We start from the raw sequence: 22932 nt of genomic DNA on the forward strand, positions 1-22932 counted from the left end.
GGAGAACAGACATGGCATGGTCCCGCGATGAAATGGCGGCACGCGCCGCGCGCGAGCTGCAAGACGGCTTTTATGTGAACCTGGGCATCGGCTTGCCGACCCTGGTGGCCAACCACGTGCCCAAGGGCATGGAAGTGTGGCTGCAATCCGAGAACGGCCTGCTGGGCATCGGCCCGTTCCCCACCGACGATGAGGTCGACGCCGACCTCATCAACGCAGGCAAGCAGACGGTCACGACCTTGCCCGGCTCCTCGATCTTCTCGTCGGCGGATTCGTTCGCGATGATCCGCGGCGGCAAGATCAACCTGGCCATTCTTGGCGCCATGCAGGTGTCCGAAAAGGGCGACCTGGCCAACTGGATGATTCCGGGCAAGATGGTCAAGGGCATGGGCGGCGCCATGGACCTGGTGGCGGGCGTGGGCCGCGTCGTGGTCCTGATGGAGCACGTGGCCAAGAAAAAGGACGGCACCGAGGACATCAAGCTGCTGTCCGAATGCAACCTGCCGCTGACGGGCGTGGGGGTGGTCGACCTGATCATCACCGACCTGGGCGTGATGGAAGTCACCGAAAACGGCCTCAAGCTGCTGGAAACGGCGCCGGGCGTGACGGTGGACGAGATCAAGTCCAAGACCCAGGCCAAGCTGGACGTGTCGGCAGTCAAGTAATCCTTGCGCCGCACCCATGAAAAACGCCCCTCCGGGGCGTTTTTTATGCCGTTTCGTCGAGCCGCATCCCCACATGCGGGATGCCGTCCTCGATGTACTCCTCGGTGACCTGCACGAAGCCGTGGCCGCCGTAGTAGTTGCGCAGTCGGGCCTGCGCGCCCAGGTACATGGCGCGGCCGGGCCAGCGCAGGCGTACTTCCTGCATCGCGTGGCGGATCAGCTCGTGGCCCAGGCCCTGGCCGCGGGTCCAGGGGGCGGTGATGACGCGTCCGATCTCGATCTGGCCGTCCTTCAGCGACGGATCCAGGATGCGGCAATAGGCGGCGAGCTTGCCGTCCTGCCAGGCCATCAGGTGCGAGGTCTGCCCGATCAGATCCTTGCCATCCATGTCCTGGAAGATGCAATTCTGTTCAATGACAAAGACTTCCGTGCGCAACCGCAGGATCGCGTAGATCTCGGTCACGGTCAGTTCCTGGTGCGGCTTGCAGATCCAATCGGGCATAGCGTCAATCCGGTGTGGCGGGGTGGGGGCCATTAGGGCGGGCCTTAGCGTACCTCAAACCGACCCCGTTTTATTCGATGCACTGTTACATGTTTTCACGGGTATACCCTTAGTATGAAAATCTATTTTCTTCTCTAAAATTTGTTTGTAAACAGATTTACATAAACTCCCGCTACATCTCCCCCCTCGATGACCAAGGCCGCACTCACGATTGCTGACCGGATCGCCCGGGCCCAGCCCGCGCTGAGCCGTACTCAGCACAAGATGGCCGAGTACGTGCTGGCGCACCAGTTCCGCGCCGCCACCATGACCATCGATGAGTTCGCCGCGGCGGTGGGAGTGTCGGTGGCGACGGCCAACCGCTTCGCGCGCGCCCTGGACCTGCCGGGCTATCCGCAGTTTCGCGCCGAACTCGCGCGCGGCTTCGAGGCGGCGCTGGAGCCAGTGGAAAAGCTACGCACAGAGCTGGCGCATTCCGCCAGCGCCGTGCAGATCTTCGCCGCCACGCTGGAAGAAGACATCCGCAATGCCCAGCGCAACCTGCAGTCGCTGGACGCCGCCGCCTGCGAGCAGGCAGTGGAGGCCATCCTGGCCGCCGACCGCGTTTTCATCATCGGTTTCGGCGCCAGCGGCTTCCTGGCCGGCCTCCTGCAGCGCGGCCTGTGCATGCATCTGCATTCCGTCGAATCGCTGGCCGGTCCCGGCGGCGTGTCGCACGCGGCGCGCCAGATGGCGCGCATGACGTCCAAGGACCTGGTGATCGCCATCGGCTTTCCCCGCTACCTGGCCGACACGGTGACGTTGGCCGGCGCCGCCAAGCAGGCCGGCGTGCCGGTGCTGGTGCTGACCGACAAGCCCACCTCGCCGCTGGCGCCCACGGCTTCCGTCCTGCTGTATGCGTATTCCGCGCGCCAGCTGATTCCCAATTCCGAAACCGCTGCGCTGGGGCTGATCGAAGCCCTGTCGGCCGCGGTGGCCTATCGGGCCAAGAATTCCGTCGCGGCCGCCGCTGGGGTGACCCAGTCCGTGATGCCGTGGCTCATCCATGGAGTAGGTAAACGATGATTCAACCCGTGATTGCGATTCACGGTGGCGCCGGCGCGATGTCCCGCGCGGCCATGTCGCCCGAGAAAGAACAGGAGTACCTGAGCGCGCTGGAATCCATCCTGACCGCCGGCCAGGCCGTGCTGGCCCGTGGCGGCAGCGCCCTGGACGCCGTGACCGAAGCCGTCCGCCTGCTGGAAGACTGTCCGCTGTTCAACGCCGGCCATGGCGCCGTGTTCACCAGCGCCGCCACCCACGAACTGGACGCCGCCATCATGGACGGCGCCACGCTGCGCTCGGGCGCGATCGCCGGCGTGCACCGCGTGCGCAACCCGATCTTCGCCGCGCGCAAGGTCATGGAAAACAGCAAGCACGTGTTCTTCGTGGGCGAGGGCGCCGAAGCCTTCGCCAAGGAAGAAGGCGTGGAACTGGTCGATCCCTCCTACTTCTCCACCGAAGCCCGCCGCGAACAGCTGCTGCGCGTGCAGCGCGAAACGCCGGAAGCGGCGGTGCTGGACCATGACGGCCAGGCGCTGGTCGCGCGCGGCCAGCCCGCACCGGCCGATCCGCTGGACTCGGACAAGAAGTTCGGCACCGTGGGCGCGGTGGCGGTGGACGCCCAGGGCAACCTGGCCGCGGCCACTTCGACCGGCGGCATCACCAACAAGCAGGTCGGCCGCGTGGGCGACGCGCCGCTGATCGGCGCCGGCACCTATGCCAGCAACAAGACCTGCGCGGTGTCCACCACGGGCACCGGCGAAATGTTCATCCGCATGGTCGCCGCCTATGACGTGGCGGCGCAGATGGAATATTGCGGCGCGTCGCTGGAAGCGGCCGCCGACCGCGTCGTGCATGAAAAGCTGCCCACCATCGATGGCAAGGGCGGCCTGGTGGCCGTCGACGCCCAGGGCAATGTGGCCTTGCCGTTCAACACGGAAGGCATGTATCGGGGTTACGCCCGCGTCGGCGAGAAGCCGGTCACCGCTATCTACCGATAAGCGGCGGCGGGTTCGTTTTTTCAGTATTTGGGGAATCAAAAGAGATGGTTGATCGCGCAAACAGCCTGGCGCTGCCGGAAAACCGCGTGGTCCAGGTCGACGACCTGACGGTGCGCTTCGTGGGATCGGAGCGCACGGTCGAAGCCGTGCGCAATCTGTCGTTCCATGTGGACCGGGGCGAGACCCTGGCCATCGTGGGCGAATCGGGTTCGGGCAAATCGGTGACGTCCCTGGCGCTCATGCGTCTGGTGGAGCACGGCGGCGGGCGCATCGCCCAGGGCAGCATGGCCCTGCGGCGGCGCAACGGTTCCGTGATCGACCTGGTCGGATCCAGCCAACGCGAAATGCGCAGTGTGCGCGGCGCGGACATGGCCATGATCTTCCAGGAGCCGATGACCTCCCTGAATCCGGTCTTCACCGCCGGCGACCAGATCGCCGAATCGATCCGCCAGCACCAGGGCAAGGACGCCGCGGCCGCGCGCGCCGAGGCGCTGCGCATGCTGGAGCAGGTCCGTATTCCGGAAGCCAAGTCGGTGCTGGACCGCTACCCGCACCAACTGTCGGGCGGCATGCGCCAGCGCGTGATGATCGCCATGGCGCTGGCCTGCAAGCCGGCGCTGCTGATCGCCGACGAACCCACCACCGCGCTGGACGTCACCATCCAGGCGCAGATCCTGCAACTGATCCGCCAGCTGCAGGAAGAAATGCACATGGGCGTGGTGTTCATCACCCACGACATGGGCGTGGTCGCGGAAGTGGCCGACCGCGTGCTGGTCATGTACCGCGGCGACAAGGTCGAGGAAGGCCCGTCCGAGCAGGTATTCGCCTCGCCGCAGCACCGCTACACCAAGGCGCTGCTGTCGGCCGTGCCGAAGCTGGGCGCCATGCAGGGCACGGACCTGCCCGCGCGTTTCCCGCTGCTGCAGGCCGAAGGCCAGGCCCAGCCCGAGGCAGCTCTGGTCAGCGCGCCCGCCGCGCCGGACGCCAAGCGCGAGCCTATCCTGAGCGTGCGCAAGCTGGTCACCCGCTTCGATCTGCGCGGCGGCATCATGAGCCGCGTGCAGCGCCGCGTGCATGCGGTGGAGCAGGTCAGCTTCGACCTGTTCCCCGGCGAAACGCTGTCGCTGGTGGGCGAGTCCGGTTGCGGCAAGTCCACCACCGGCCGCTCGCTGTTGCGCCTGGTCGACAGCCAGGGCGGCGAGATCCGCTTCGGCGGCCGCGACATCGTGCGCCTGAAGAACACCGAACTGCAATCCCTGCGCCGCGACATCCAGTTCGTGTTCCAGGACCCGTTCGCCTCGCTGGATCCGCGCGTGACGGTCGGCTTTTCCATCATGGAGCCGCTGCTGGTGCACGGCGTGGCCCGTGGCCGCGATGCCGAGCGCCGCGTGGCCGAACTGCTGGAACGCGTGGGCCTGCCGGCGGAAATGGCGCAGCGCTATCCGCACGAATTTTCGGGCGGCCAGCGCCAGCGCATCTGCATTGCGCGCGCCCTGGCTTTGAACCCCAAGGTCGTGATCGCGGACGAATCCGTGTCGGCGCTGGACGTGTCGATCCAGGCGCAGATCGTGAACCTGCTGATCGACCTGCAGCGCGACATGGGCATTTCCTTCCTGTTCATTTCGCATGACATGGCTGTGGTCGAGCGCGTCAGCCACCGCGTCGCCGTCATGTACCTGGGCCAGATCGTGGAGATCGGGCCGCGCCGCGCCATTTTCGAGAATCCGCAGCACCCTTACACCAAGAAGCTGATGTCCGCCGTGCCGATTGCCGATCCGGCCCGCCGCCACATGAAGCGCACGCTGTTGTCCGACGAAATCCCCAGCCCCATCCGCAAGCTCGGCGACGAGCCCGTGGTGCAGCCGCTGGTGCAGGTCGGAACGGATCACTTCGTCGCCCGGCATCCGGTCGGCGGAGCGTATTGAGTCAGTTGTCGTACTTGTTTTTCTTCCACCAAACCCCCTAATTCCTTTTTGGAACCAGGAGTTGCAATGATGAAAGTTCTGCGCCCCACCAAACTGATGGCCGCCGCTGCGCTGGCCTTCGGCGTGATCGCGTCGCCGCTGGCGCATGCCGCCAAGGACGTGACGTTCGCCGTCTCCATCGCGCTGGAAACGCTCGATCCGTACAACACCAACAGCACGCTGAACCAGGCGGCCGGCAAGGCCTACTATGAAGGCCTGTTCGAGTTCGACAAGGACCTGAAGGTCCAGAAGGTCCTGGCCACCGACTACACCGTCAGCGAAGACGGCCTGGTCTACACCTTCAAGCTGCGTCCCGGCGTGAAGTTCCATGACGGCACCGATTTCAACGCCGAAGCCGTCAAGATCAACTTCGACCGTCCGGCCAATCCGGACAACCGCCTGTCGCGCTACATCCAGTTCAGCGTCATCGACAAGACCGAAGTGGTCGACCCGATGACCGTCAAGATCACGCTGAAGAAGCCGTTCTCGGCCTTCATCAACGCGCTGGCCCACCCGGCCGCCATGATGATCTCGCCCGCCGCGCTGGCCAAGTACGGCAAGGAAATCGGCTTCCACCCCGTGGGCACCGGTCCCTTCGAATTCGTCGAATGGAAGCCGGCCGAATACCTGAAGGTCAAGAAGTTCGACGGCTACTGGAAGAAGGGCTACCCCAAGGTCGACACCCTGACCTTCCGTACCGTGACGGACAACAACACCCGCGCCGCCGTGGTGCAGACGGGTGAAGCGCAGTTCGCCTTCCCGGTGCCGTTCGAGCAGGCCGCCGTGCTGAAGAAGAACGACAAGCTGGACGTGGTCGATCACCACAACTCGATCATGGCGCGCTACCTGTCGATGAACACGCAGCAAAAGCCGTTCGACAACGTCAAGGTGCGTGAAGCCATCAACTACGCCATCAACAAGGAAGCCCTGGCCAAGGTCGCTTTCTCGGGCTATGCCACCATCGTCGACGGCGTCGTGCCGCAAGGCGTGGACTACGCGCACAAGACCGGCCCGTGGCCGTACGACATCAAGAAGGCCAAGGCCCTGCTGGCCGAAGCCGGCTACCCCAACGGCTTCGAAAGCCAGCTGTGGTCCGCCTATAACGACGGCACCTCGGTGAAGGTGGTGCAGTTCCTGCAGCAGCAACTGGCGCAAGTCGGCATCAAGGTGTCGGTCGAAGTGCTGGAATCGGGCCAGCGCGTGCAGCGCGTCCAACAGGTGCAGAAGCCTGAAGACGCCAAGGTCCGCATGTACTACGCCGGCTGGTCGTCCTCGACCGGCGAAGCCGACTGGGGCCTGCGTCCGCTGCTGACCACCGCCGCGTTCCCGCCGGTGCTCAACAACGTGTCGTATTACTCGAACAAGTCGGTGGACGATGGCATCCAGCAAGCCCTGGCCACGACCGACCGCGCCAAGAAGACCGAAATCTACAAGAACGTTCAGGAAACCATCTGGAAGGACGCCCCGTGGGCCTTCCTGGTGACCCAGAACAACCTGTACGTGAAGTCGAAGAACCTGTCGGGCGTGTACGTTGAGCCGGACACCTCGTTCTGGTTCGGCGACATCGATCTGAAGCAGTAAATCTGGCAGTAACTCTCGGGGCCTAGTCGCCCCTGTAAGGCCACATACGGCGGGGGCGCGGTGTCCCCGCCGATGTTGCAGGAATTTCAATGCTGACCTACATCGTCAAACGTCTTTTGGGCATGATCCCCACGCTGCTGCTGGTAGCCGTGGTCGTGTTCCTGTTTGTGCACATGCTTCCGGGCGACCCGGCGCGACTGGCCGCGGGCCAGGAGGCCGACCAGCAGACCGTCGAGCTCGTGCGCAAGGAACTGGGACTGGATCTGCCGCTGCCGCAGCAGTTCGTGCGCTATTTCAGCCACATGCTGCAAGGCGACCTGGGTACCTCCTTGCGTACCAAGCGCCCCGTCTCGACCGAAATCGCCGACCGTTTCATGCCCACCCTGTGGCTCACGCTCGCCAGCATGGTGTGGTCAGTGACCTTCGGCATGATCATCGGGATCGTGTCGGCGGTATGGCGCAATCGCTGGCCCGACCGTCTCGGCATGACGCTGGCGGTGTCCGGCATCTCGTTCCCCGCGTTCGCGCTGGGCATGATGCTGATGCAGGTCTTCTCCGTGAATCTGGGCTGGCTGCCTACCGTGGGCGCCTCGACCTGGCAACACTACATACTTCCGTCCATCACGCTGGGCGCCGCCGTGGCGGCCGTGATGGCGCGCTTTACCCGGGCTTCCTTCGTGGAAGTCATCCAGGAAGACTTCGTGCGGACCGCCCGCGCCAAGGGCCTGACCGAGCGCCGCGTCGTGATCAAGCACGCGCTGCGCAATGCGCTGATTCCCGTCGTCACGATGATGGGCCTGCAGTTCGGCTTCCTGCTGGGCGGCTCCATCGTGGTCGAGACCGTGTTCAACTGGCCCGGCCTCGGCCGCCTGCTGGTGGACGCCGTGACCCAGCGCGACTATCCGGTGATCCAGGGCCTGGTGCTGCTGTTCTCGCTGGAATTCATCCTGATCAACCTGATTGTCGACGTGCTCTATGGCGTCATCAATCCCAGCATCCGTTACAAGTGAGGCGGCCATGAGCAATACGACACCCGCCACGACCATCGCCGCCGCTCCCAAGAACGACGTGCGCACCCCCGCCACCGAGTTCTGGCGCAAATTCAAGAAGCAGAAGCTCGCCGTCGGCGCGGGCATCTTCGTCCTGCTGCTCGTCGTCGTCGCGGTCTTCGCGCCGTGGATCGTGCCGTTCGACCCGGAGAACTTCTTCGACTACGACGCCCTGAACGCCGGACCTTCCACCACCCACTGGCTGGGCGTGGACTCGCTGGGCCGCGACATCTTCAGCCGCATCATCATGGGCGCGCGCATCTCCTTGGCCGCGGGCTTCCTGTCCGTCGCCATGGGCGCCGTCGTGGGCACTTTCATGGGCCTGATGGCGGGCTACTACGAAGGCTGGTGGGAACGCATCACGATGCGCATCTCCGACGTGCTGCTGGCGTTCCCCGGCATGCTGCTGGCCATCGGCGTGGTCGCCATCCTGGGTTCCAGCATGGTCAACGTGATCGTGGCCGTGGCCGTGTTCAGCGTGCCGGCGTTTGCCCGCCTGGTGCGCGGCAACACGCTGTCGATCAAGCAGATGACCTACGTCGAAGCGGTCAAGAGCGTGGGCGCGTCCGACTGGACCATCATCATGCGCCACATCCTGCCCGGCACGATCTCGCCGATCGTGGTCTACGGCACGATGCGCATCGGCACCTCGATCATCACCGCGGCCAGCCTGTCGTTCCTGGGCATGGGCGCTTCGCCCCCCACGCCGGAGTGGGGCGCGATGCTGAACGAAGCGCGCGCCGACATGGTGATCGCGCCGCACGTGGCAATCTTCCCGGCGCTGGCGATCTTCTTCACGGTGCTCGCGTTCAACCTGCTGGGCGACGGCCTGCGCGACGCGCTCGATCCCAAGATCGACCGCAAGTAATCCTGCCGCCGGCCCTCCCTGGAGGGCTGGCGTGGAGGGCGAATCTTTGCGCCGTCGCCCCAGGGCGGCGGCGTTTTACATTCAGGAGCGTGGCGACACGCAGCGAACATGGACAAACAAGCGCTGGACATCCCCCGCATCGGCGTACTGCCATCGGGACCGCTGGATTCGATCTGCGACGTGGGCGAGGTCGCCGTCGGCCACCGTACGCTGGCCGAAGGCCCGCTGCAGACCGGCGTAACCGTGGTGCGTCCGCATGCCGGCGATCCCTATCTGGATAAGGTGCCGGCTGCCGCCACCGTGCTGAACGGCTTCGGCAAGAGCACCGGCCTGGTCCAGGTGCAGGAGCTGGGCGTGCTGGAAACGCCCATTGCGCTGACCAATACGTTTGGCGTGGGTACGGTGGCCAATGCGCAGATCCGCGCCGCGGTCGCCGCGAACCCTGGCATTGGTCGCGGCATGGCTACCGTCAATCCGCTGGTCTTCGAATGCAACGATGGCTATCTGAACGATATCCAGGCGCTGGCGGTGCAGGAATCGCACTACGCCGAGGCGCTGGCCGCCGCGGGCAAGCCGTTCGAGCAGGGCGCCGTCGGCGCGGGCCGGGGCATGTCCTGCTTCTCGTTCAAGGGCGGCATCGGCTCGGCCTCGCGCCTGGCATCCATTCAGGCCGGACCGCAATACACGGTTGGCGCGCTGGTGCTGGCGAACTTCGGCCGCCTGCCCAACCTGACCGTGGCGGGCAGGCCCTTCGGCCGCCGGCTGGCGCAGCAGCTGGACAGCAGCCTCGCCCAGGCGGGCGAGAACGCCGCCATCGTGCCCGAGAAGGGTTCCATCATCCTGCTGCTGGCGACCGATGCGCCGCTGGACTCGCGCCAGTTGCGCCGCCTGTCGCTGCGGGCCGGGGCGGGGCTGGCCCGCACCGGTTCGGTGTACGGCCATGGCAGCGGCGACATCGCGCTGGCGTTTTCCACGGCCTATACGGTGCCGCAACTGCCGGAGCAGCCCATGCCGGCGGTGGCGATGCTGCACGAGGCCCGCATCGATCCCTTGTTCGAAGCCGCCGCCGAAGCCTGCGAACAGGCCATCATTTCCGCGCTGTGGCATGCCGAAGGCGTGACGGGGCGCGACGGCAACCACCGCGCCGCGATCCGCGACGCGGCGCCGCAGTGGCGCCAGTGGCTGTCCGAAACCGAATTCTGAAATCCTCCGAGGCTGATCCCATGAAGATCCTGATTTCCACCGATATCGAAGGCGTCGCCGGCGTCTTTCATTCCGAACAAGTCCGCGCCGGCAACGGCGAATACGAGCGCGCCCGCGCCTGGATGACCGCCGAGGCCAACGCGGCCGTGCAAGGCGCGATCGCCGGCGGCGCCGAAGAGATCCTGGTCAACGATTCGCACGGCGGCTTTCGCAACCTGCTGCCTGACGGCCTAGACGAACGCGCCCGCCTGGTGCTGGGCAAGCCGCGTTACCTCGGCATGATGGGCGGTCTGGAAGAGGGCTGCGACGCCGTCTTCATGATCGGCTACCACTCGCGTTCGCAGGGCCGCGGCATCCTGGCCCACACCATCAACAGCTTCGCCTTTGCCCGCGTAATCATCAACGGCATGGAGCTGGGCGAGGCCGGCCTGTACGGCGCGCTGGCGGGCGAGATGGGCGTACCCGTCATCCTGGGCACCGGCGACGATGCCTTCATCGCGGAGACTCGCGATACCTTCCCGGGCGCCGAATGGGTGCAGACCAAGGTGGCCCATGGGCAGGGTAGCGGCGTGACCCTGTCGCCTGCTGCATCGCGCCGCGCGATTGCGTCCGCCGCCGAAGCCGCCGTGCGCAATTTGAAGAAAGGGGGAGTGGTTCCTTTCCGCATTCCCGCCCCTATAGAATGCCGGTTGCAGACGCAGAGCTCGGCCCTGGCCGACCTGTTCTGCATGTGGCCCACGCTGGAACGCGTGGACGGCGTGACCTTGCGATTCACCACGGATAGCATGCAGTCCGCCGTCCGCACGCTGAACAGCCTGGCCGCCATGTCTTTCATGTTGCGCTAAGGATCCCATCCCCCATGTCTAGCACCGACGCCCGTATTGCCCAATTGCGGCAGGCCATGAGCCGCCGCGGCCTGTCCGCCTATGTCGTTCCGTCCTCGGACCCGCACCTGTCCGAATACCTGCCCGCGCGCTGGCAGGGACGGCGCTGGTTGTCCGGCTTCACGGGCTCGGTCGGCACGCTGGTGGTCACGGCCGATTTCGCCGGCCTGTGGGTGGACAGCCGCTACTGGGTGCAGGCCGAAGCTCAGTTGGCCGGCACCTGCGTGCAGTTGATGAAGATCGCGCTGGCCACGACGCCGGGCCATGTGGACTGGCTGGCGGCCAATGCCAAGGCGGGCGAGGTCATCGGGGTGGACGGACAGGTGCTGGGCCTGGGCGCTTTCCGCGCCTTGTCGGCGGCCGCGGCCTCGGCCGGCGCGGCGCTTGAAATCCGCGAGGATCTGCTGGAAGACATCTGGCAGGAACGCGCCGGGCTGCCCGGCGCCGCCATCTATGAACATGTGGCGCCCGAAGCCTGCGTGACCCGCGCAGACAAGCTGGCGCAGGTGCGCGCCGCCATGCGCACGTATGGCGCCGACGTGCATTTCATCAGCACGCTGGACGACATTGCCTGGCTCTTCAACCTGCGCGGCGCGGACGTGGATTACAACCCGGTGTTCGTCGGCCACGCGCTGGTCGGACAGGACCATGCCACGCTGTTCGTGGCCGACGGCAAGATCGACGACGCCCTGCGCGCCGTGCTGGCGGCCGACGGCGTGGAAGTGGCCGCTTATGCCCAGGCCGCCGATGCGCTGGCCTCGCTGGAACTCGATCAGAAGCTGCTGATTGATCCGGCGCGCGTGACCTGCGGCGTGTTCCATGCGATGGACCCGGCCGTGCCGCGCGTCGAGGCCATCAATCCGTCCACGCTGCTGAAATCCCGCAAGACCGATGCCGAGCTGGCGAACGTACGTCTTGCCATGGCGCAGGACGGCGCCGCGCTCTGTGAGTTCTTCGCCTGGTTCGAAGGCGCGCTGGGCAATGAAACCATCACCGAACTGACCATCGACGAGCAGATCACCGCTGCGCGCGCGCGCCGGCCGGCCTATGTCTGCCCCAGCTTCGCCACCATCGCCGGCTTCAACGCCAACGGCGCGATGCCGCACTACCGCGCAACCCAGGAATCGCACGCCACCATCGAAGGCGACGGCCTGTTGCTGATCGACTCGGGCGGCCAATACCTGGGCGGCACGACCGACATCACCCGTGTGGTCGCGGTGGGCTCGCCCAGCGCCGACCAGAAGGTGGATTTCACGCTGGTGCTCAAGGGCATGATCGCGCTGTCGCGCGCCTCGTTCCCGCGCGGCACGCCTTCGCCCATGCTGGACGCCATTGCGCGCGCCCCTATCTGGGAAGGCGGCGCGGAATACGGCCATGGCACGGGCCACGGCGTGGGTTACTTCCTGAACGTGCATGAGGGCCCGCAGGTCATTTCCTACCGCGCCGTGCCGGGTCCGCACACGGCGATGGAGCCAGGCATGATCACCTCCAACGAGCCGGGCATCTACCGCCCGGGCCGCTGGGGCGTGCGCATCGAGAACCTGGTTGCCAACCGCGCCTGGCTGACCTCGGAACTTGGCGAATTCCTGTGCTTCGAAACGCTGACGCTGTGCCCGATCGACACGCGCTGCATCGAGCCGTCGCTGATGCGCGCCGACGAAATCGCCTGGCTCAACGACTATCACAAGACGGTGTACGAACGCCTGTCGCCGCTGGTCGAAGGCGAGGCGCTGGCCTGGCTGGAGCGCCGCACCGCCGCGATCTGAACCGCTGCGTGAGTGCATGAAAAAAGGCCGCGGGCGCAATGCCCGCGGCCTTTTGCTTCGCGCGGAGTCGGGTCAGCTTGCCGGCGTGGCCGTCTTGGCGCGGGGATACAGTGCGAGCCTGCCGATCAGGCAGCCCAAGGCCAGCAGCGCGCCATAGGCCAGCAGCGTCAGGCCGGCGGCCGCATGGGACTCCGCCGCGCGCATCAGTTGTCCCCAGGTCATCGCCCGGACGGCCAGGAATCCCAAACCTATGCCCAGCGCCTGCGCCAGCCAGAAGGCGATGGTGCCGTGGGCGACGGCCCGTCCGAACCGGGCCGCGCCGATCGGGCGCGGCAGGATGTTCAGGCAGACCAGGGTGCATAGCCCCAGCAGGGCCGCAGGCAGGACCAGATAGCCCAGCGCGTACGCCGTCCAGCCAGCGCCCTGAGCCTGCATCTGCAGGAAACCGCCCAACCAGATCGAAACAGTCAGTTGCCAGACCAGCACGGTCAGCGCGGTCGTCCAGGCGGCATGGCGCCGTTCATAGGCGGGGCCGCCAGCCGGGCCCGCAGGCTGCACGGTCCAGGCGGCAATGCGCACGATGACGCAGATGCCGATGATCTCAAGCACGATGGTCACGAGCTTGGTGATGATGTTCAGGGCCAGAAACTGCCCGATCATGCCGAAGCCGAGCCGTTCCTGCAGCACGTCGCGGTGGTCCATGACGAAGCGCATCAGCGTGTTCTGCAGGAAGGCGATGCCTGCCGCCACGGCCAGGGTGTAAAGCAGAAACAGCGCGATGAAGGTGCCGAACAGCTTGCGGGGCTCGGTCACCGCCTGGGTGTCATGGCGCGCCAGCCAGCCTCGCATGGCTCCCCAAGCGGTCAATCCGGCGATCACCGCGCCCGCGACGATATGGACCAGCAGCGGCGCCAGGAACTGCGGCTGGGTGTACATCTCCTGCATTTGCTCGAACTGGGGCAGGGCCAGCAGGCTGTACGACTGGACCAGCGCCGAGTAAGCAAGCCGCAGGAAAACTGCGGTCAACGCAAGGCGCCAGGCGAGCGAGTAGGAGGATCGGGCGGGATCGGTCATCGGCGGAAGCGGGAGTGTTGAGAAAAAACAGCAAGCAAAAAAATAGGGATCGAACATAGCACGGCGCTGCGCCGCGCCACACAAGGCGATGCCCCTTTCGGCGATTCGAGTGCTGCCAAATGTTACGCCCCGGAGCTAGGGGAAAACCCAAATAAGCTCCGCCTCCCGGCTATAATCCAAATTTCCCGCACGCGCCCGCTCGTCCCGGGTGCTCATTACGATGACCAAATACGTATTTGTCACCGGCGGTGTGGTGTCTTCCCTGGGCAAAGGCATCGCCGCTGCGTCGCTCGCCGCCATCCTCGAGTCGCGTGGCCTGCAAGTCACCATGCTGAAGCTCGACCCGTACATCAACGTCGATCCGGGCACCATGAGCCCGTTCCAGCATGGCGAGGTGTTCGTCACGGAAGACGGCGCCGAAACCGACCTGGACCTTGGCCACTACGAGCGTTTCATTTCGGCTCGCATGCACAAGGTGAACAACTTCACCACCGGCCAGATCTACGAATCCGTGCTCCGCAAGGAGCGCCGCGGCGACTACCTGGGCAAGACCGTCCAGGTCATTCCGCACATCACCAACGAAATTCAGGACTTCATCGCCCGCGGCGCCGAAGCCGCCTGGAACGGCAACACGGACGTCGCGATCGTCGAGATCGGCGGCACCGTGGGTGACATCGAGTCCCTGCCGTTCCTGGAAGCCGCCCGCCAGATGAGCCTGCGCATGGGCCGCAACAACGCCGCCTTCGTGCACCTGACGCTGGTGCCCTTCATCGCGTCGGCCGGCGAACTCAAGACCAAGCCGACCCAGCACTCGGTGCAGAAGCTGCGCGAAATCGGCATCTACCCGAACGCGCTGCTGTGCCGCGCCGACCGCCGCATCCCGGACGACGAGCGCGCCAAGATCTCGATGTTCTCCAACGTGCCCCTGGACGCGGTCATCTCCGTCTGGGACGCCGATTCGATCTACAAGATCCCGGCGATGCTGCATGCGCAGGGCGTGGACAACATCGTCTGCGAAGCGCTGGGCCTGACCCCGCCGCCGGCCGACCTGTCCATGTGGGATAACCTGGTCGAGGCGCTGGAGCACCCGCAGCACCAGCTCACCATCGGCATGGTCGGCAAGTACGTCGACCTGACCGAGTCGTACAAGTCGCTGACGGAAGCCCTGGTTCACGCCGGCATCCACACGCGCTCGAAGATCAACATCGAGTACATCGACTCCGAAGACATCGAAACCCGCGGCACCGACCAGCTCAAGCACCTGGACGCCATCCTGGTTCCGGGCGGCTTCGGCAAGCGCGGCACCGAAGGCAAGATTGCCGCGATCCGCTACGCCCGTGAAAACGGTGTGCCGTACCTGGGCATCTGCCTGGGCATGCAACTGGCCGTGATCGAGTTCGCGCGCCACGTCGCCGGCCTGGGCGGCGCCAACAGCACGGAATTCGATCCCTCGGCGCCGCACCCCGTGGTGGCCCTGATCACCGAATGGATGGACCGCGAAGGCAAGGTCGAAAAGCGCAACCAGTCGTCCGACTTGGGCGGCACCATGCGCAAGGGCGCGCAGCGCGTGCCGATCAAGCCGGGCACCCGCGCGCAGTCGATCTACGGCGACGAAGTGAACGAGCGTCACCGCCATCGCTACGAGGTCAACAACGTCTACGTGCCGCGCCTGGAAGAAGCCGGCATGGTGATCAGCGCCCGCACGCCGACCGAGAACCTGCCGGAAATGATGGAATTGCCCGACCACCCGTGGTTCGTGGGCGTGCAGTTCCACCCGGAGTTCACGTCGACCCCGCGTGACGGCCACCCGTTGTTCGCCAGCTATATCCGCGCCGCCATCGAGCAGAAGGCTCGCCGCGGTCAGGAGGCGTAATGCGCGTCTGCGGTCTGGAGTTCCGTAAGCGGATCTTCGGGACCGCGGGCCGCCGCCTCAGCGCCGCCCTATACGGCGGCGCTTCTTTCGGATACAACCAATTAGCATCGGATATGCGTCGCCCGGCCGCCTTGCGCGACACTGGCGGCGTCGCCGTATCCGGCGTCAGACCGAAACCAACGCAACTGCTCTGAAGGAATCCCATGAGTGCCTACCTCATCGCCGACGTCTCAGTGACCAAGCCCGCGCAGTACGAGGACTACAAGCGTCTGTCCACGCTCGCAATGCGCGCGTACGATGCGAAGATCCTGGTGCGCGGCGGCGATTCCAGGCACCTCGAGGGCCGTGAGCCTGGCCGTACCGTCGTCATGGAATTCCCCTCCATGACCGCGGCCCAGGCTTTCTACGACTCCTGGCAGTACCGCCGCGCCCGCAATGCCCGCGAAGGCGCGGCTGTCATGAATATGTTTATCGTTCAGGGAATGTAAAGTCATGAGTGCTATCGTCGATATCATCGGCCGCGAGATTCTGGATTCGCGCGGCAACCCCACCGTCGAATGCGATGTGCTGCTGGAGTCCGGCGCCATGGGCCGCGCGGCCGTGCCGTCGGGCGCGTCCACCGGCGCGCGCGAAGCCATCGAGCTGCGCGACGGCGACAAGAGCCGTTATCTGGGCAAGGGCGTGCTGCGCGCCGTCGAGAACCTGAATACGGAAATCTCGGAAGCCCTGATGGGCCTGGACGCCCAGGAACAGACCTTCGTCGATCGCACCCTGATCGAGCTGGACGGCACCGAATCCAAGGAACGCCTGGGCGCCAACGCGATCCTGGCCGCCTCCATGGCCGTGGCCCGCGCCGCCGCCGACGAATCGGGCCTGTCCCTGTACCGCTATTTCGGCGGCAGCGGCCCCATGAGCATGCCCGTGCCGATGATGAACGTCATCAACGGCGGCGCGCACGCCAACAACACGCTGGACCTGCAGGAACTGATGATTCTGCCGGTGGGCGCAGGCAGCTTCCGCGAAGCCCTGCGCTGGGGCGCCGAAGTCTTCCACATGCTCAAGAAGCTGATCCACGGCCAAGGCATGTCCACGGCAGTGGGCGACGAGGGCGGTTTCGCGCCCAACGTGGCCAGCCATGAAGCCGCCATCCAGCTGATCCTGAAGGCCATCACCGAAGCCGGCTACGAGCCGGGCACGCAGATCGCCCTGGGCCTGGATTGCGCCAGCTCCGAGTTCTACCGCGACGGCAAGTACACGCTGGCCGGCGAAGGCGGCATCTCGCTGTCCTCGCAGGAATTCACCAATCTGCTGGCCACCTGGTGCGACAAGTACCCGATCATCTCGATCGAAGACGGCATGGCCGAAAACGACTGGGAAGGCTGGAAGCTCCTGACCGACCAGTTGGGCAAGAAGGTGCAGCTGGTGGGCGACGACCTGTTCGTTACCAACACCAAGATCCTGCGCGAAGGCATCCAGAAGGGCGTCGCCAACTCGATCCTCATCAAGATCAACCAGATCGGCACCCTGACCGAGACCTTCGCCGCCATCGAAATGGCCAAGCGAGCCGGCTACACCGCCGTCGTGTCGCACCGTTCGGGCGAAACCGAAGACTCCACCATCGCCGATATCGCCGTGGCGACCAACGCCATGCAGATCAAGACGGGTTCGCTGTCGCGTTCGGACCGCATGGCCAAGTACAACCAGCTCCTGCGCATCGAGGAAGAGCTGGCTGAAGTCGCGTCGTATCCCGGCTTGGAAGCTTTTTACAACCTGCGTTGATGAGAAGCGCGGCCCCAGGCGCAATCCCGGGGCCGCATCCACGCCACGACTGCTGAGGGTTCCCGCGTATGCGCCTGTTGTTCCTGGTGCTGTTCGTGCTGCTAGGCCTGATCCAATACCCGCTGTGGCTGGGTAAGGGCGGGTGGTTCAAGGTCTGGGATCTGCAACGCCAGGTGGCGGAGCAACGCGAGACCAACGAAGGCCTGCGCGCGCGCAATGCCGCATTGGAAGCGGAAGTGCGCGACCTCGAAGGCGGCTCCGGCGCCATCGAGGAACGCGCCCGCGGCGAACTGGGCATGATGCGCGACGGCGAGGTGTTCGTGCACATCCTGCCGCAGAACACCCCGGCCCCGGCTGGCGGCGCCTCTTTGGCTGCCGACGCCGCGGCCAAGCCGGCCACCCCCGCGCGCGCCAGCGCGCCGGCGGCCCGCCCTGCGGCTACGCCTCCCAAGCCCGCCAATCAGGCCAACGCCCGGCACTGAGCGCCGGCTGCCGTTCCTGTTCATTCCCCGTTCCGTTCAACCGCAGCGCACGCTGCGGCACTCTCCGTACACGATGCCGGCGGGTTGCGGCGTCCTGCGCGCCCAATCCACCGGGTGCGAATGCATCTCCGTTTCCAGTTCCATGCGCAGGGGTAACAGGCCCCGGGTCTGCGCGTTTCCGGCATAGCTGCCGCGATCGGAGCCCAGCGCGGCCAGCAGCGCCCGCAAGGGCGGCAGCAACGGCTTGTGCAGATAGGTCAGCCGCAGCTTCAAGGTGTTGGCCTGGAATATGGTCTGGCCGCCCGGCTGCGGCGGCCGGCGCGCATGCTGCAGGTCCTGGTAGCCGTTGTCGATGGCGCGCAGGCCTGACGCCGCGGGTACCTTGAGATCCGGGCGGGCGTGTTCGCGGAACGATTGCTCGTCGGGCAGCAGGACTTCGATGCGCCAGGGGTGGGTACCCGAAATGGCGGCCAGCTCGGCTTGCTCGTCTTCCTGGCGGCGGCGTGCGCCGGCCTGGCCCTGCGCATCGGCGTACCGCGGCAGCAGGGCCTGCAGAAAGGCCATGCGCATGCGCGCTGGATCGCCGTGCCCGGTGGCGCCGGCGCGTCCAGCCTCCATCAGCGCCAGATAGGCCATCTGGCGCACGCCCTGCCAGCGGGCCGTTTCGATCGCCAGCAGGCCCAGCAGCAGCACCACGGCGCCCGCCACCGCGAATTCGATGGCGGCGGCGCCGCGTTGCCGGCAGGAGGGTGCATGAAAAAAGGCGGTCATGGCTGCGCAGTCTGGCGCAGGCATGGCCGCCTGTCGATGAGGATAAGCTGGCGTGATCGAAACGTCCCGGCGGCCAGGCCGCCGGTGTGGATCAGTGCACCGTGGGAGGTTCGTCCGCGGCCGGAGCTGCGCCGGACGAGAACAAGGTGGCGCAGTCGACGGAGTCGAACTTATACGGTTTGCCGCAGAAGTCGCAGGCCACGTCGACCTGGCCGCGTTCGGCCAGGATGCTGTTGATCTCTTCCTGGCCCAGCGTGCGCAGCATGCTGGCAACGCGTTCGCGGGTGCAGGGGCAGTGCCAGCGCACCGCCAGCGGATCGAACGCCACCAGGGTTTCTTCCCAGAACAGGCGATGGATCAGCGTGTCGATGTCGGTGGCCAGCAGTTCATCGCGCTTGATGGTGCCGGCCAGGGCGCAGGCGCGGTCCCAGGTTTCGGCGGCGTTCTGCTCGGTAAGAGCGGGCGCGTCCGAGCCGCCGTGGTAGGGCAGGCGCTGGATCAGCATGCCCGTGGCATGGTCGGCGTCGGCCGCCAGCCACAGCCGGGTATCCAGCTGTTCGGAGGCTTTCATGTAGTGCTGCAGGGCTTCGGCCACGGTGTCGCCCTGCAGGGGCACGATGCCCTGATAGGCCTGCTGGCCCGGCAGCTTGCGCTGCGGATCCAGCACCACGATGAAACGGCCGTTGCCGCCCGGGTTCAGCAGGCTTTGCATGTTGCCGTCGCTGGGCACGTCGTGGCCTTCGCGCATCTTGACGGTGGCGCGCAGGCTCAGGTCGTTGCGGCATTCCACCACCAGCAGGGCAATGGGGCCGTCGCCCTGGATCTGCAGCACCAGCGAGCCGTCGAACTTGATGTTGGCGGCCAGCAGCGTGGACGCCGCCACCAGTTCGCCCAGCAGGTGGGTGATGGCGGGAGGGTAGTCGTGATTGGCCTGCACGGCCTTCCAGGTCGCGTCCAGGCGCACGGCCTGGATGCGGACGCTGCGGTCTTCGGTAAGGTATTTCTTGAGCTGATCGGTCATGGAGGAATGTTAGCCGATCAGGCCCGTCTATTCCCCCTGCCGCCAGCAGGGTCGAAGCGCCGCCCCGGGGCGCTCAGCCGATCCGTTTCAGCGCGGTCTTGTAGTGTTGGCCGCGCGCCACGTAATGGGCGGTGTTCTTGTGCAGATTGGCGATTTCCTCGTCCGAGAGCTCGCGGACGATCTTGCCGATGCCGATGACCAGGGAGTTGTCGGGAATGATGCGGTCTTCCGGAATGATGGCGCCGGCGCCGATCAGGCAGTTGCGGCCGATGACGGCATTGTTCAGCACGATGGCCTGCATGCCCACGAGGGCGCCTTCATGGATGGTACAGCCGTGCAGCATGGCCTGATGGCCTACCGTGACGTTGGGGCCGATGGTCATGGGACAGCCGTCGTCCACGTGCAGCACGCTGCCTTCCTGGATATTGGTGCCGCTCTTGATCAGGATGGCGTCGTTGTCGCCGCGGATCGACACGTTGGACCAGATGCTGACGCCTGCCTCCAGCGTTACGTTGCCGATGATGTCGGCGCTGTCGGCCACATAGGCCGCCGGGTCGATGCGGGGAATCAGGTCGTCGAGCTGGTAAATGGGCATGCCTAGGTCTCCGGTTGCGGCGTCACGCCTTGGGGGCGTGCGGCGCGTCTGTAATGGCTGCGGTCATCCGCGAGCGCTCTTCTTCGCGCAGGCGCAGGATGCGGCGCTGGATTTTACCGGTGGTGGTCATGGGCAGCTCGTCGACGAATTCGATCTCCTTGGGGTACTCATACGGGGCCAGGCGCTCGCGCACATGTTCCTGCAGGTTCTCGATGATGTCGTTGCGGTCGCGCTGCGCGAACTCCGGCGTCAGCACCACGTAGGCCTTGACCAGGGCGCCGCGCTCGGCGTCCGGCTTGGGCACGACGGCGGCGTTGGCCACGGCCGGATGCCCGATCAGGCAGCTTTCGATTTCGCCCGGCCCGATGCGGTAGCCGGCGGACTTGAATACGTCGTCGGTGCGGCCTGCGTACCAGAGGTAGCCGTCGGCGTCGATCTTGGCCAGGTCGCCAGTCAGGCACCAGTCGCCCTTGAACTTGGCCTGGGTGGCGGTTTCATTGCGCCAGTAGCCCAGGAACATCACGGGATCCGGGTAGCCATGGATATCGAGCCGGTTGACGGCGATCTCGCCGGTGGCGCCGGGCGCGACCGGCTTGCCGTCCTCGTCCAGCACCGCGACGTTATGGCCCGGGTAGGGGCGGCCCATGCTGCCTGGTTTGGCGGGCCAGCGCTTCTGGCTGTTGCCCACCACGTAGTTCATTTCCGTCTGGCCGAACATTTCGTTGGGCGTTACGCCCAGCGCCGATTGGCACCATTCGAAGACGGTCTCGCCCACGCTTTCGCCGGCGCTCATGATGGAACGCAGGGCCAGCTGGTAGCGGCCGCGCGGCTCCGGCACCGCTTTCATCATCATCTTGAGCGCGGTGGGAAAGAGGAAGGTGTTGGTGACCTGGTAGCGTTCCAGGAGCTCGAATGCGCGCTCGACCGAGAAGCGGCCGCGCGTGCCGACGATGGGGTGGCCGAAGTACAGGGTGGGCAGAAGGGCGTCCATCATGCCGCCGGTCCAGGCCCAGTCGGCCGGCGACCAGAACACGTCGGCGGGCTTGGGGAACCAGTCCTGCGAGGCCACGAAGCCCGGCAGGTTGCCGATCAGCACGCTGTGCGGCAGCAGCGCGCCCTTGGGGGCGCCGGTGGTGCCGGAGGTATAGAGCAGGATGGCCGGGTCCGAGGAACGGGTCTGGACCATCTTGAATTCGCTGGGTTGGCGCGCCAGCAGGCTGCGCCAGGGCAATACGCGTTCGTCGGCGAAGCCGATGCCGATGATCTGCTGCAGGTTGGGACAGTTGTCGCTTACGGCCAGCAGGTTGGCGCTGGAGGCGTAATCCACGATCGCGACCCGGGTTTCGGAGTCGCGCAGGCGGCTTTCCAGGGCCTCGGGGCCGAACAGGGCGGACAGCGGCAGCACTACCGCGCCGACGCTGTAGATGGCCATATGGGCCACCACGGTCTCGGGCCGTTGCCCCAGCACCACACCCACGCGGTCGCCGCGCCCAACGCCCATTTTCACCAGGCCGTTGGCCAGCTGATTGGCCGCTTCCGCCAGGCGAGCATAGGTCCAGACCTCGCGGTTGCCAGATTCATCTTCGTAGTAGATGGCAATGCGCCGCGCATCCGGACTGCTGGATGCCCAGCGGTGGCAGCACGCTTCCGCGATGTTGAACTGGGTGGGTACCAGCCAGCGGAATGTTTGGTAGAGCGCCTGATATTGGTCGTTCATGGCCCTATGTTGTGAGCATGTTGCAGCGTGAACGGGTCAAGTTGGCCCGTTGCCCCAGATGCAAGCATGACCTAGAGGGCCGTGAACTGCAACATCCCCGTTGCGTAACGGGGACGCATACGGGTTATCACGGGTGTTTGCCTTGGCGGCGCAGTGCGGAGGGCAGGGCCGGCAGCGTCAGCGAGCGGGGCGGCCGGGCGGCGGGATCGGCTTCGCGATCCGCCATGACAGTGGCCCAGTCCAGCAACTGGAGCTGGCCGTCGTGCGTCTCCGCCAGGGCGGACAGGCTCTCCACCCAGTCGCCGTCGTTGCAGTAGAGGATCTCGCCCACGTAGCGCAGTTCGGCCTTGTGGATATGGCCGCAGACTACGCCGTCCAGGCCCCGTCGCCGGGCTTCGCCCGCCAGCGCCTCTTCGAAGTCCGTGATGAAGGACACGGCGTTCTTGACCTTGTGCTTCAGGTATTGCGACAGGGACCAGTAATGCAGTCCCAGGCGGTGGCGCAGCCGGTTGAAATGATGGTTGATCCACAGCGCCAGTTGGTAGAGCCCGTCGCCCAGGTGGGCCAGCCAGCGGCTGTGCTGGATCACGCCGTCGAACTGGTCGCCATGCAGCACCAGCAGGCGCTGCCCCTTGGCGGTGGTGTGCACGTCCTCGTCCAGGATCTCGATGTCGCCGAAGGCATAGCCAGCGAACTCGCGCGCGAATTCGTCATGGTTGCCCGGGATGAATACGACCCGGGTGCCGTTGCGCGCCTTGCGCAGGATGCGCTGGATGACGTCGTTGTGCGCCCGGGGCCAGTGCCAGTGCTTGCGCAGCTGCCAGCCGTCGACGATGTCCCCCACCAGGTAGAGCGTGTCGGAATCGTTGTGGTCCAGGAAGTCGAGGAGGAATTCCGCCTTGCACCCGGCGGTGCCCAGGTGAATATCGGAAATCCAGAGGGCGCGCCAGTGCGCGGGGCGGATTTCGTTCACGGTCGCTTTCCCAGGGGCTGTGCTCATGCCTGGGAATGAAACCATCCGGCGATGACCGGAACGTGAACGCTGCGTGACGCTGTTGTGACGGCGGGCGAGGCTCTGCGATGCACGGCGGACCGC

The 22932-nt window shown here is 65.9% G+C and carries 21 protein-coding genes; 14 read left to right on the forward strand and 7 right to left on the reverse strand.

Features of this window, described 5'->3' with window-relative positions:
- Positions 1 to 11 precede the first annotated feature (11 nt).
- Positions 12 to 665, forward strand: coding sequence for a CoA transferase subunit B (locus HV793_RS22450; RefSeq protein WP_054450695.1), 654 nt, complete (start codon positions 12 to 14; stop codon positions 663 to 665).
- A 43-nt stretch (positions 666 to 708) separates the two neighbouring features.
- Here the strand turns inward: HV793_RS22450 and HV793_RS22455 are convergent, their stop codons facing one another.
- Entirely contained in the window at positions 709 to 1167 is a 459-nt protein-coding gene (locus tag HV793_RS22455; RefSeq protein ID WP_054450697.1) for a GNAT family N-acetyltransferase, read from the reverse strand.
- A 189-nt stretch (positions 1168 to 1356) separates the two neighbouring features.
- Here HV793_RS22455 and HV793_RS22460 point away from each other — a divergent pair, with 189 nt between their 5' ends.
- The 9 genes from HV793_RS22460 to HV793_RS22500 all read left to right on the forward strand — a co-directional run bounded on the left by HV793_RS22460 (position 1357) and on the right by HV793_RS22500 (position 12524).
- Positions 1357 to 2232 (forward strand): MurR/RpiR family transcriptional regulator, encoded by an 876-nt coding sequence (locus HV793_RS22460; RefSeq protein ID WP_054450699.1) that lies wholly within the window; start codon positions 1357 to 1359, stop codon positions 2230 to 2232.
- Positions 2229 to 3209 carry an isoaspartyl peptidase/L-asparaginase family protein gene (locus tag HV793_RS22465; protein WP_054450701.1) on the forward strand — a complete coding sequence of 327 codons (981 nt, stop codon included), beginning with the start codon at positions 2229 to 2231 and terminating at the stop codon, positions 3207 to 3209. Before HV793_RS22460 ends, HV793_RS22465 begins: the two co-directional genes overlap by 4 nt.
- A 44-nt stretch (positions 3210 to 3253) precedes the next feature.
- Positions 3254 to 5134, forward strand: coding sequence for a dipeptide ABC transporter ATP-binding protein (locus HV793_RS22470; protein ID WP_175213964.1), 1881 nt, complete (start codon positions 3254 to 3256; stop codon positions 5132 to 5134).
- A 66-nt stretch (positions 5135 to 5200) separates the two neighbouring features.
- Positions 5201 to 6754: a glutathione ABC transporter substrate-binding protein GsiB gene (gene gsiB / locus HV793_RS22475; protein WP_054450705.1), complete on the forward strand. Its 1554-nt coding sequence runs from the start codon at positions 5201 to 5203 to the stop codon at positions 6752 to 6754.
- An 89-nt stretch (positions 6755 to 6843) separates the two neighbouring features.
- Positions 6844 to 7764, forward strand: a complete 921-nt coding sequence (gene gsiC, locus HV793_RS22480; RefSeq protein WP_013392281.1) for a glutathione ABC transporter permease GsiC — start codon at positions 6844 to 6846, stop codon at positions 7762 to 7764.
- A gap of 7 nt (positions 7765 to 7771) precedes the next feature.
- A complete protein-coding gene (gene gsiD / locus HV793_RS22485; protein ID WP_054450707.1) occupies positions 7772 to 8671 on the forward strand; it encodes a glutathione ABC transporter permease GsiD in 900 nt (299 codons plus the stop codon).
- A gap of 108 nt (positions 8672 to 8779) precedes the next feature.
- Positions 8780 to 9874 (forward strand): DmpA family aminopeptidase, encoded by a 1095-nt coding sequence (locus HV793_RS22490; RefSeq protein WP_119450955.1) that lies wholly within the window; start codon positions 8780 to 8782, stop codon positions 9872 to 9874.
- Between the two features lie 20 nt (positions 9875 to 9894).
- On the forward strand, positions 9895 to 10719 hold the full coding sequence (locus tag HV793_RS22495) for a M55 family metallopeptidase (protein WP_175213965.1): 825 nt from the start codon (positions 9895 to 9897) through the stop codon (positions 10717 to 10719).
- A 14-nt stretch (positions 10720 to 10733) separates the two neighbouring features.
- Entirely contained in the window at positions 10734 to 12524 is a 1791-nt protein-coding gene (locus HV793_RS22500; RefSeq protein ID WP_175213966.1) for an aminopeptidase P family protein, read from the forward strand.
- Between the two features lie 72 nt (positions 12525 to 12596).
- Here HV793_RS22500 and HV793_RS22505 read toward each other — a convergent pair whose 3' ends face one another.
- Positions 12597 to 13550 carry a hypothetical protein gene (locus HV793_RS22505; RefSeq protein ID WP_225590355.1) on the reverse strand — a complete coding sequence of 318 codons (954 nt, stop codon included), beginning with the start codon at positions 13548 to 13550 and terminating at the stop codon, positions 12597 to 12599.
- 268 nt (positions 13551 to 13818) lie between these two features.
- On the opposite strand from HV793_RS22505, the gene HV793_RS22510 reads away from it, so the two are divergent.
- The 4 genes from HV793_RS22510 (at position 13819) to ftsB (ending at position 17732) form a co-directional block, all read left to right on the forward strand.
- Complete coding sequence (locus HV793_RS22510; protein ID WP_054450715.1) at positions 13819 to 15471, forward strand: CTP synthase; 1653 nt, start codon at positions 13819 to 13821, stop codon at positions 15469 to 15471.
- Positions 15472 to 15674: 203 nt separating this feature from the next.
- A complete protein-coding gene (locus HV793_RS22515) occupies positions 15675 to 15959 on the forward strand; it encodes a DUF1330 domain-containing protein (protein WP_013392289.1) in 285 nt (94 codons plus the stop codon).
- Positions 15960 to 15963: 4 nt separating this feature from the next.
- Entirely contained in the window at positions 15964 to 17250 is a 1287-nt protein-coding gene (gene eno, locus HV793_RS22520; RefSeq protein ID WP_054450719.1) for a phosphopyruvate hydratase, read from the forward strand.
- Between the two features lie 68 nt (positions 17251 to 17318).
- Entirely contained in the window at positions 17319 to 17732 is a 414-nt protein-coding gene (gene ftsB / locus HV793_RS22525) for a cell division protein FtsB (RefSeq protein WP_054450721.1), read from the forward strand.
- A 36-nt stretch (positions 17733 to 17768) separates the two neighbouring features.
- Here the strand turns inward: ftsB and HV793_RS22530 are convergent, their stop codons facing one another.
- From HV793_RS22530 to HV793_RS22550, 5 genes are all read right to left on the reverse strand, one after another.
- Complete coding sequence (locus HV793_RS22530; RefSeq protein WP_225591407.1) at positions 17769 to 18503, reverse strand: pilus assembly protein; 735 nt, start codon at positions 18501 to 18503, stop codon at positions 17769 to 17771.
- A gap of 91 nt (positions 18504 to 18594) precedes the next feature.
- Positions 18595 to 19524 carry an Hsp33 family molecular chaperone HslO gene (gene hslO / locus HV793_RS22535; RefSeq protein ID WP_054450725.1) on the reverse strand — a complete coding sequence of 310 codons (930 nt, stop codon included), beginning with the start codon at positions 19522 to 19524 and terminating at the stop codon, positions 18595 to 18597.
- A 73-nt stretch (positions 19525 to 19597) separates the two neighbouring features.
- A complete protein-coding gene (locus HV793_RS22540; RefSeq protein WP_054450727.1) occupies positions 19598 to 20119 on the reverse strand; it encodes a gamma carbonic anhydrase family protein in 522 nt (173 codons plus the stop codon).
- A 22-nt stretch (positions 20120 to 20141) separates the two neighbouring features.
- A complete protein-coding gene (locus HV793_RS22545; protein WP_175213967.1) occupies positions 20142 to 21836 on the reverse strand; it encodes an acetate--CoA ligase in 1695 nt (564 codons plus the stop codon).
- Between the two features lie 127 nt (positions 21837 to 21963).
- Positions 21964 to 22836: a UDP-2,3-diacylglucosamine diphosphatase gene (locus HV793_RS22550; RefSeq protein WP_119450948.1), complete on the reverse strand. Its 873-nt coding sequence runs from the start codon at positions 22834 to 22836 to the stop codon at positions 21964 to 21966.
- Positions 22837 to 22932 lie beyond the last annotated feature (96 nt).

The organism is Achromobacter aegrifaciens (genome assembly GCF_902859965.1).
In the GTDB taxonomy this organism is placed as follows: domain Bacteria; phylum Pseudomonadota; class Gammaproteobacteria; order Burkholderiales; family Burkholderiaceae_B; genus Achromobacter; species Achromobacter aegrifaciens.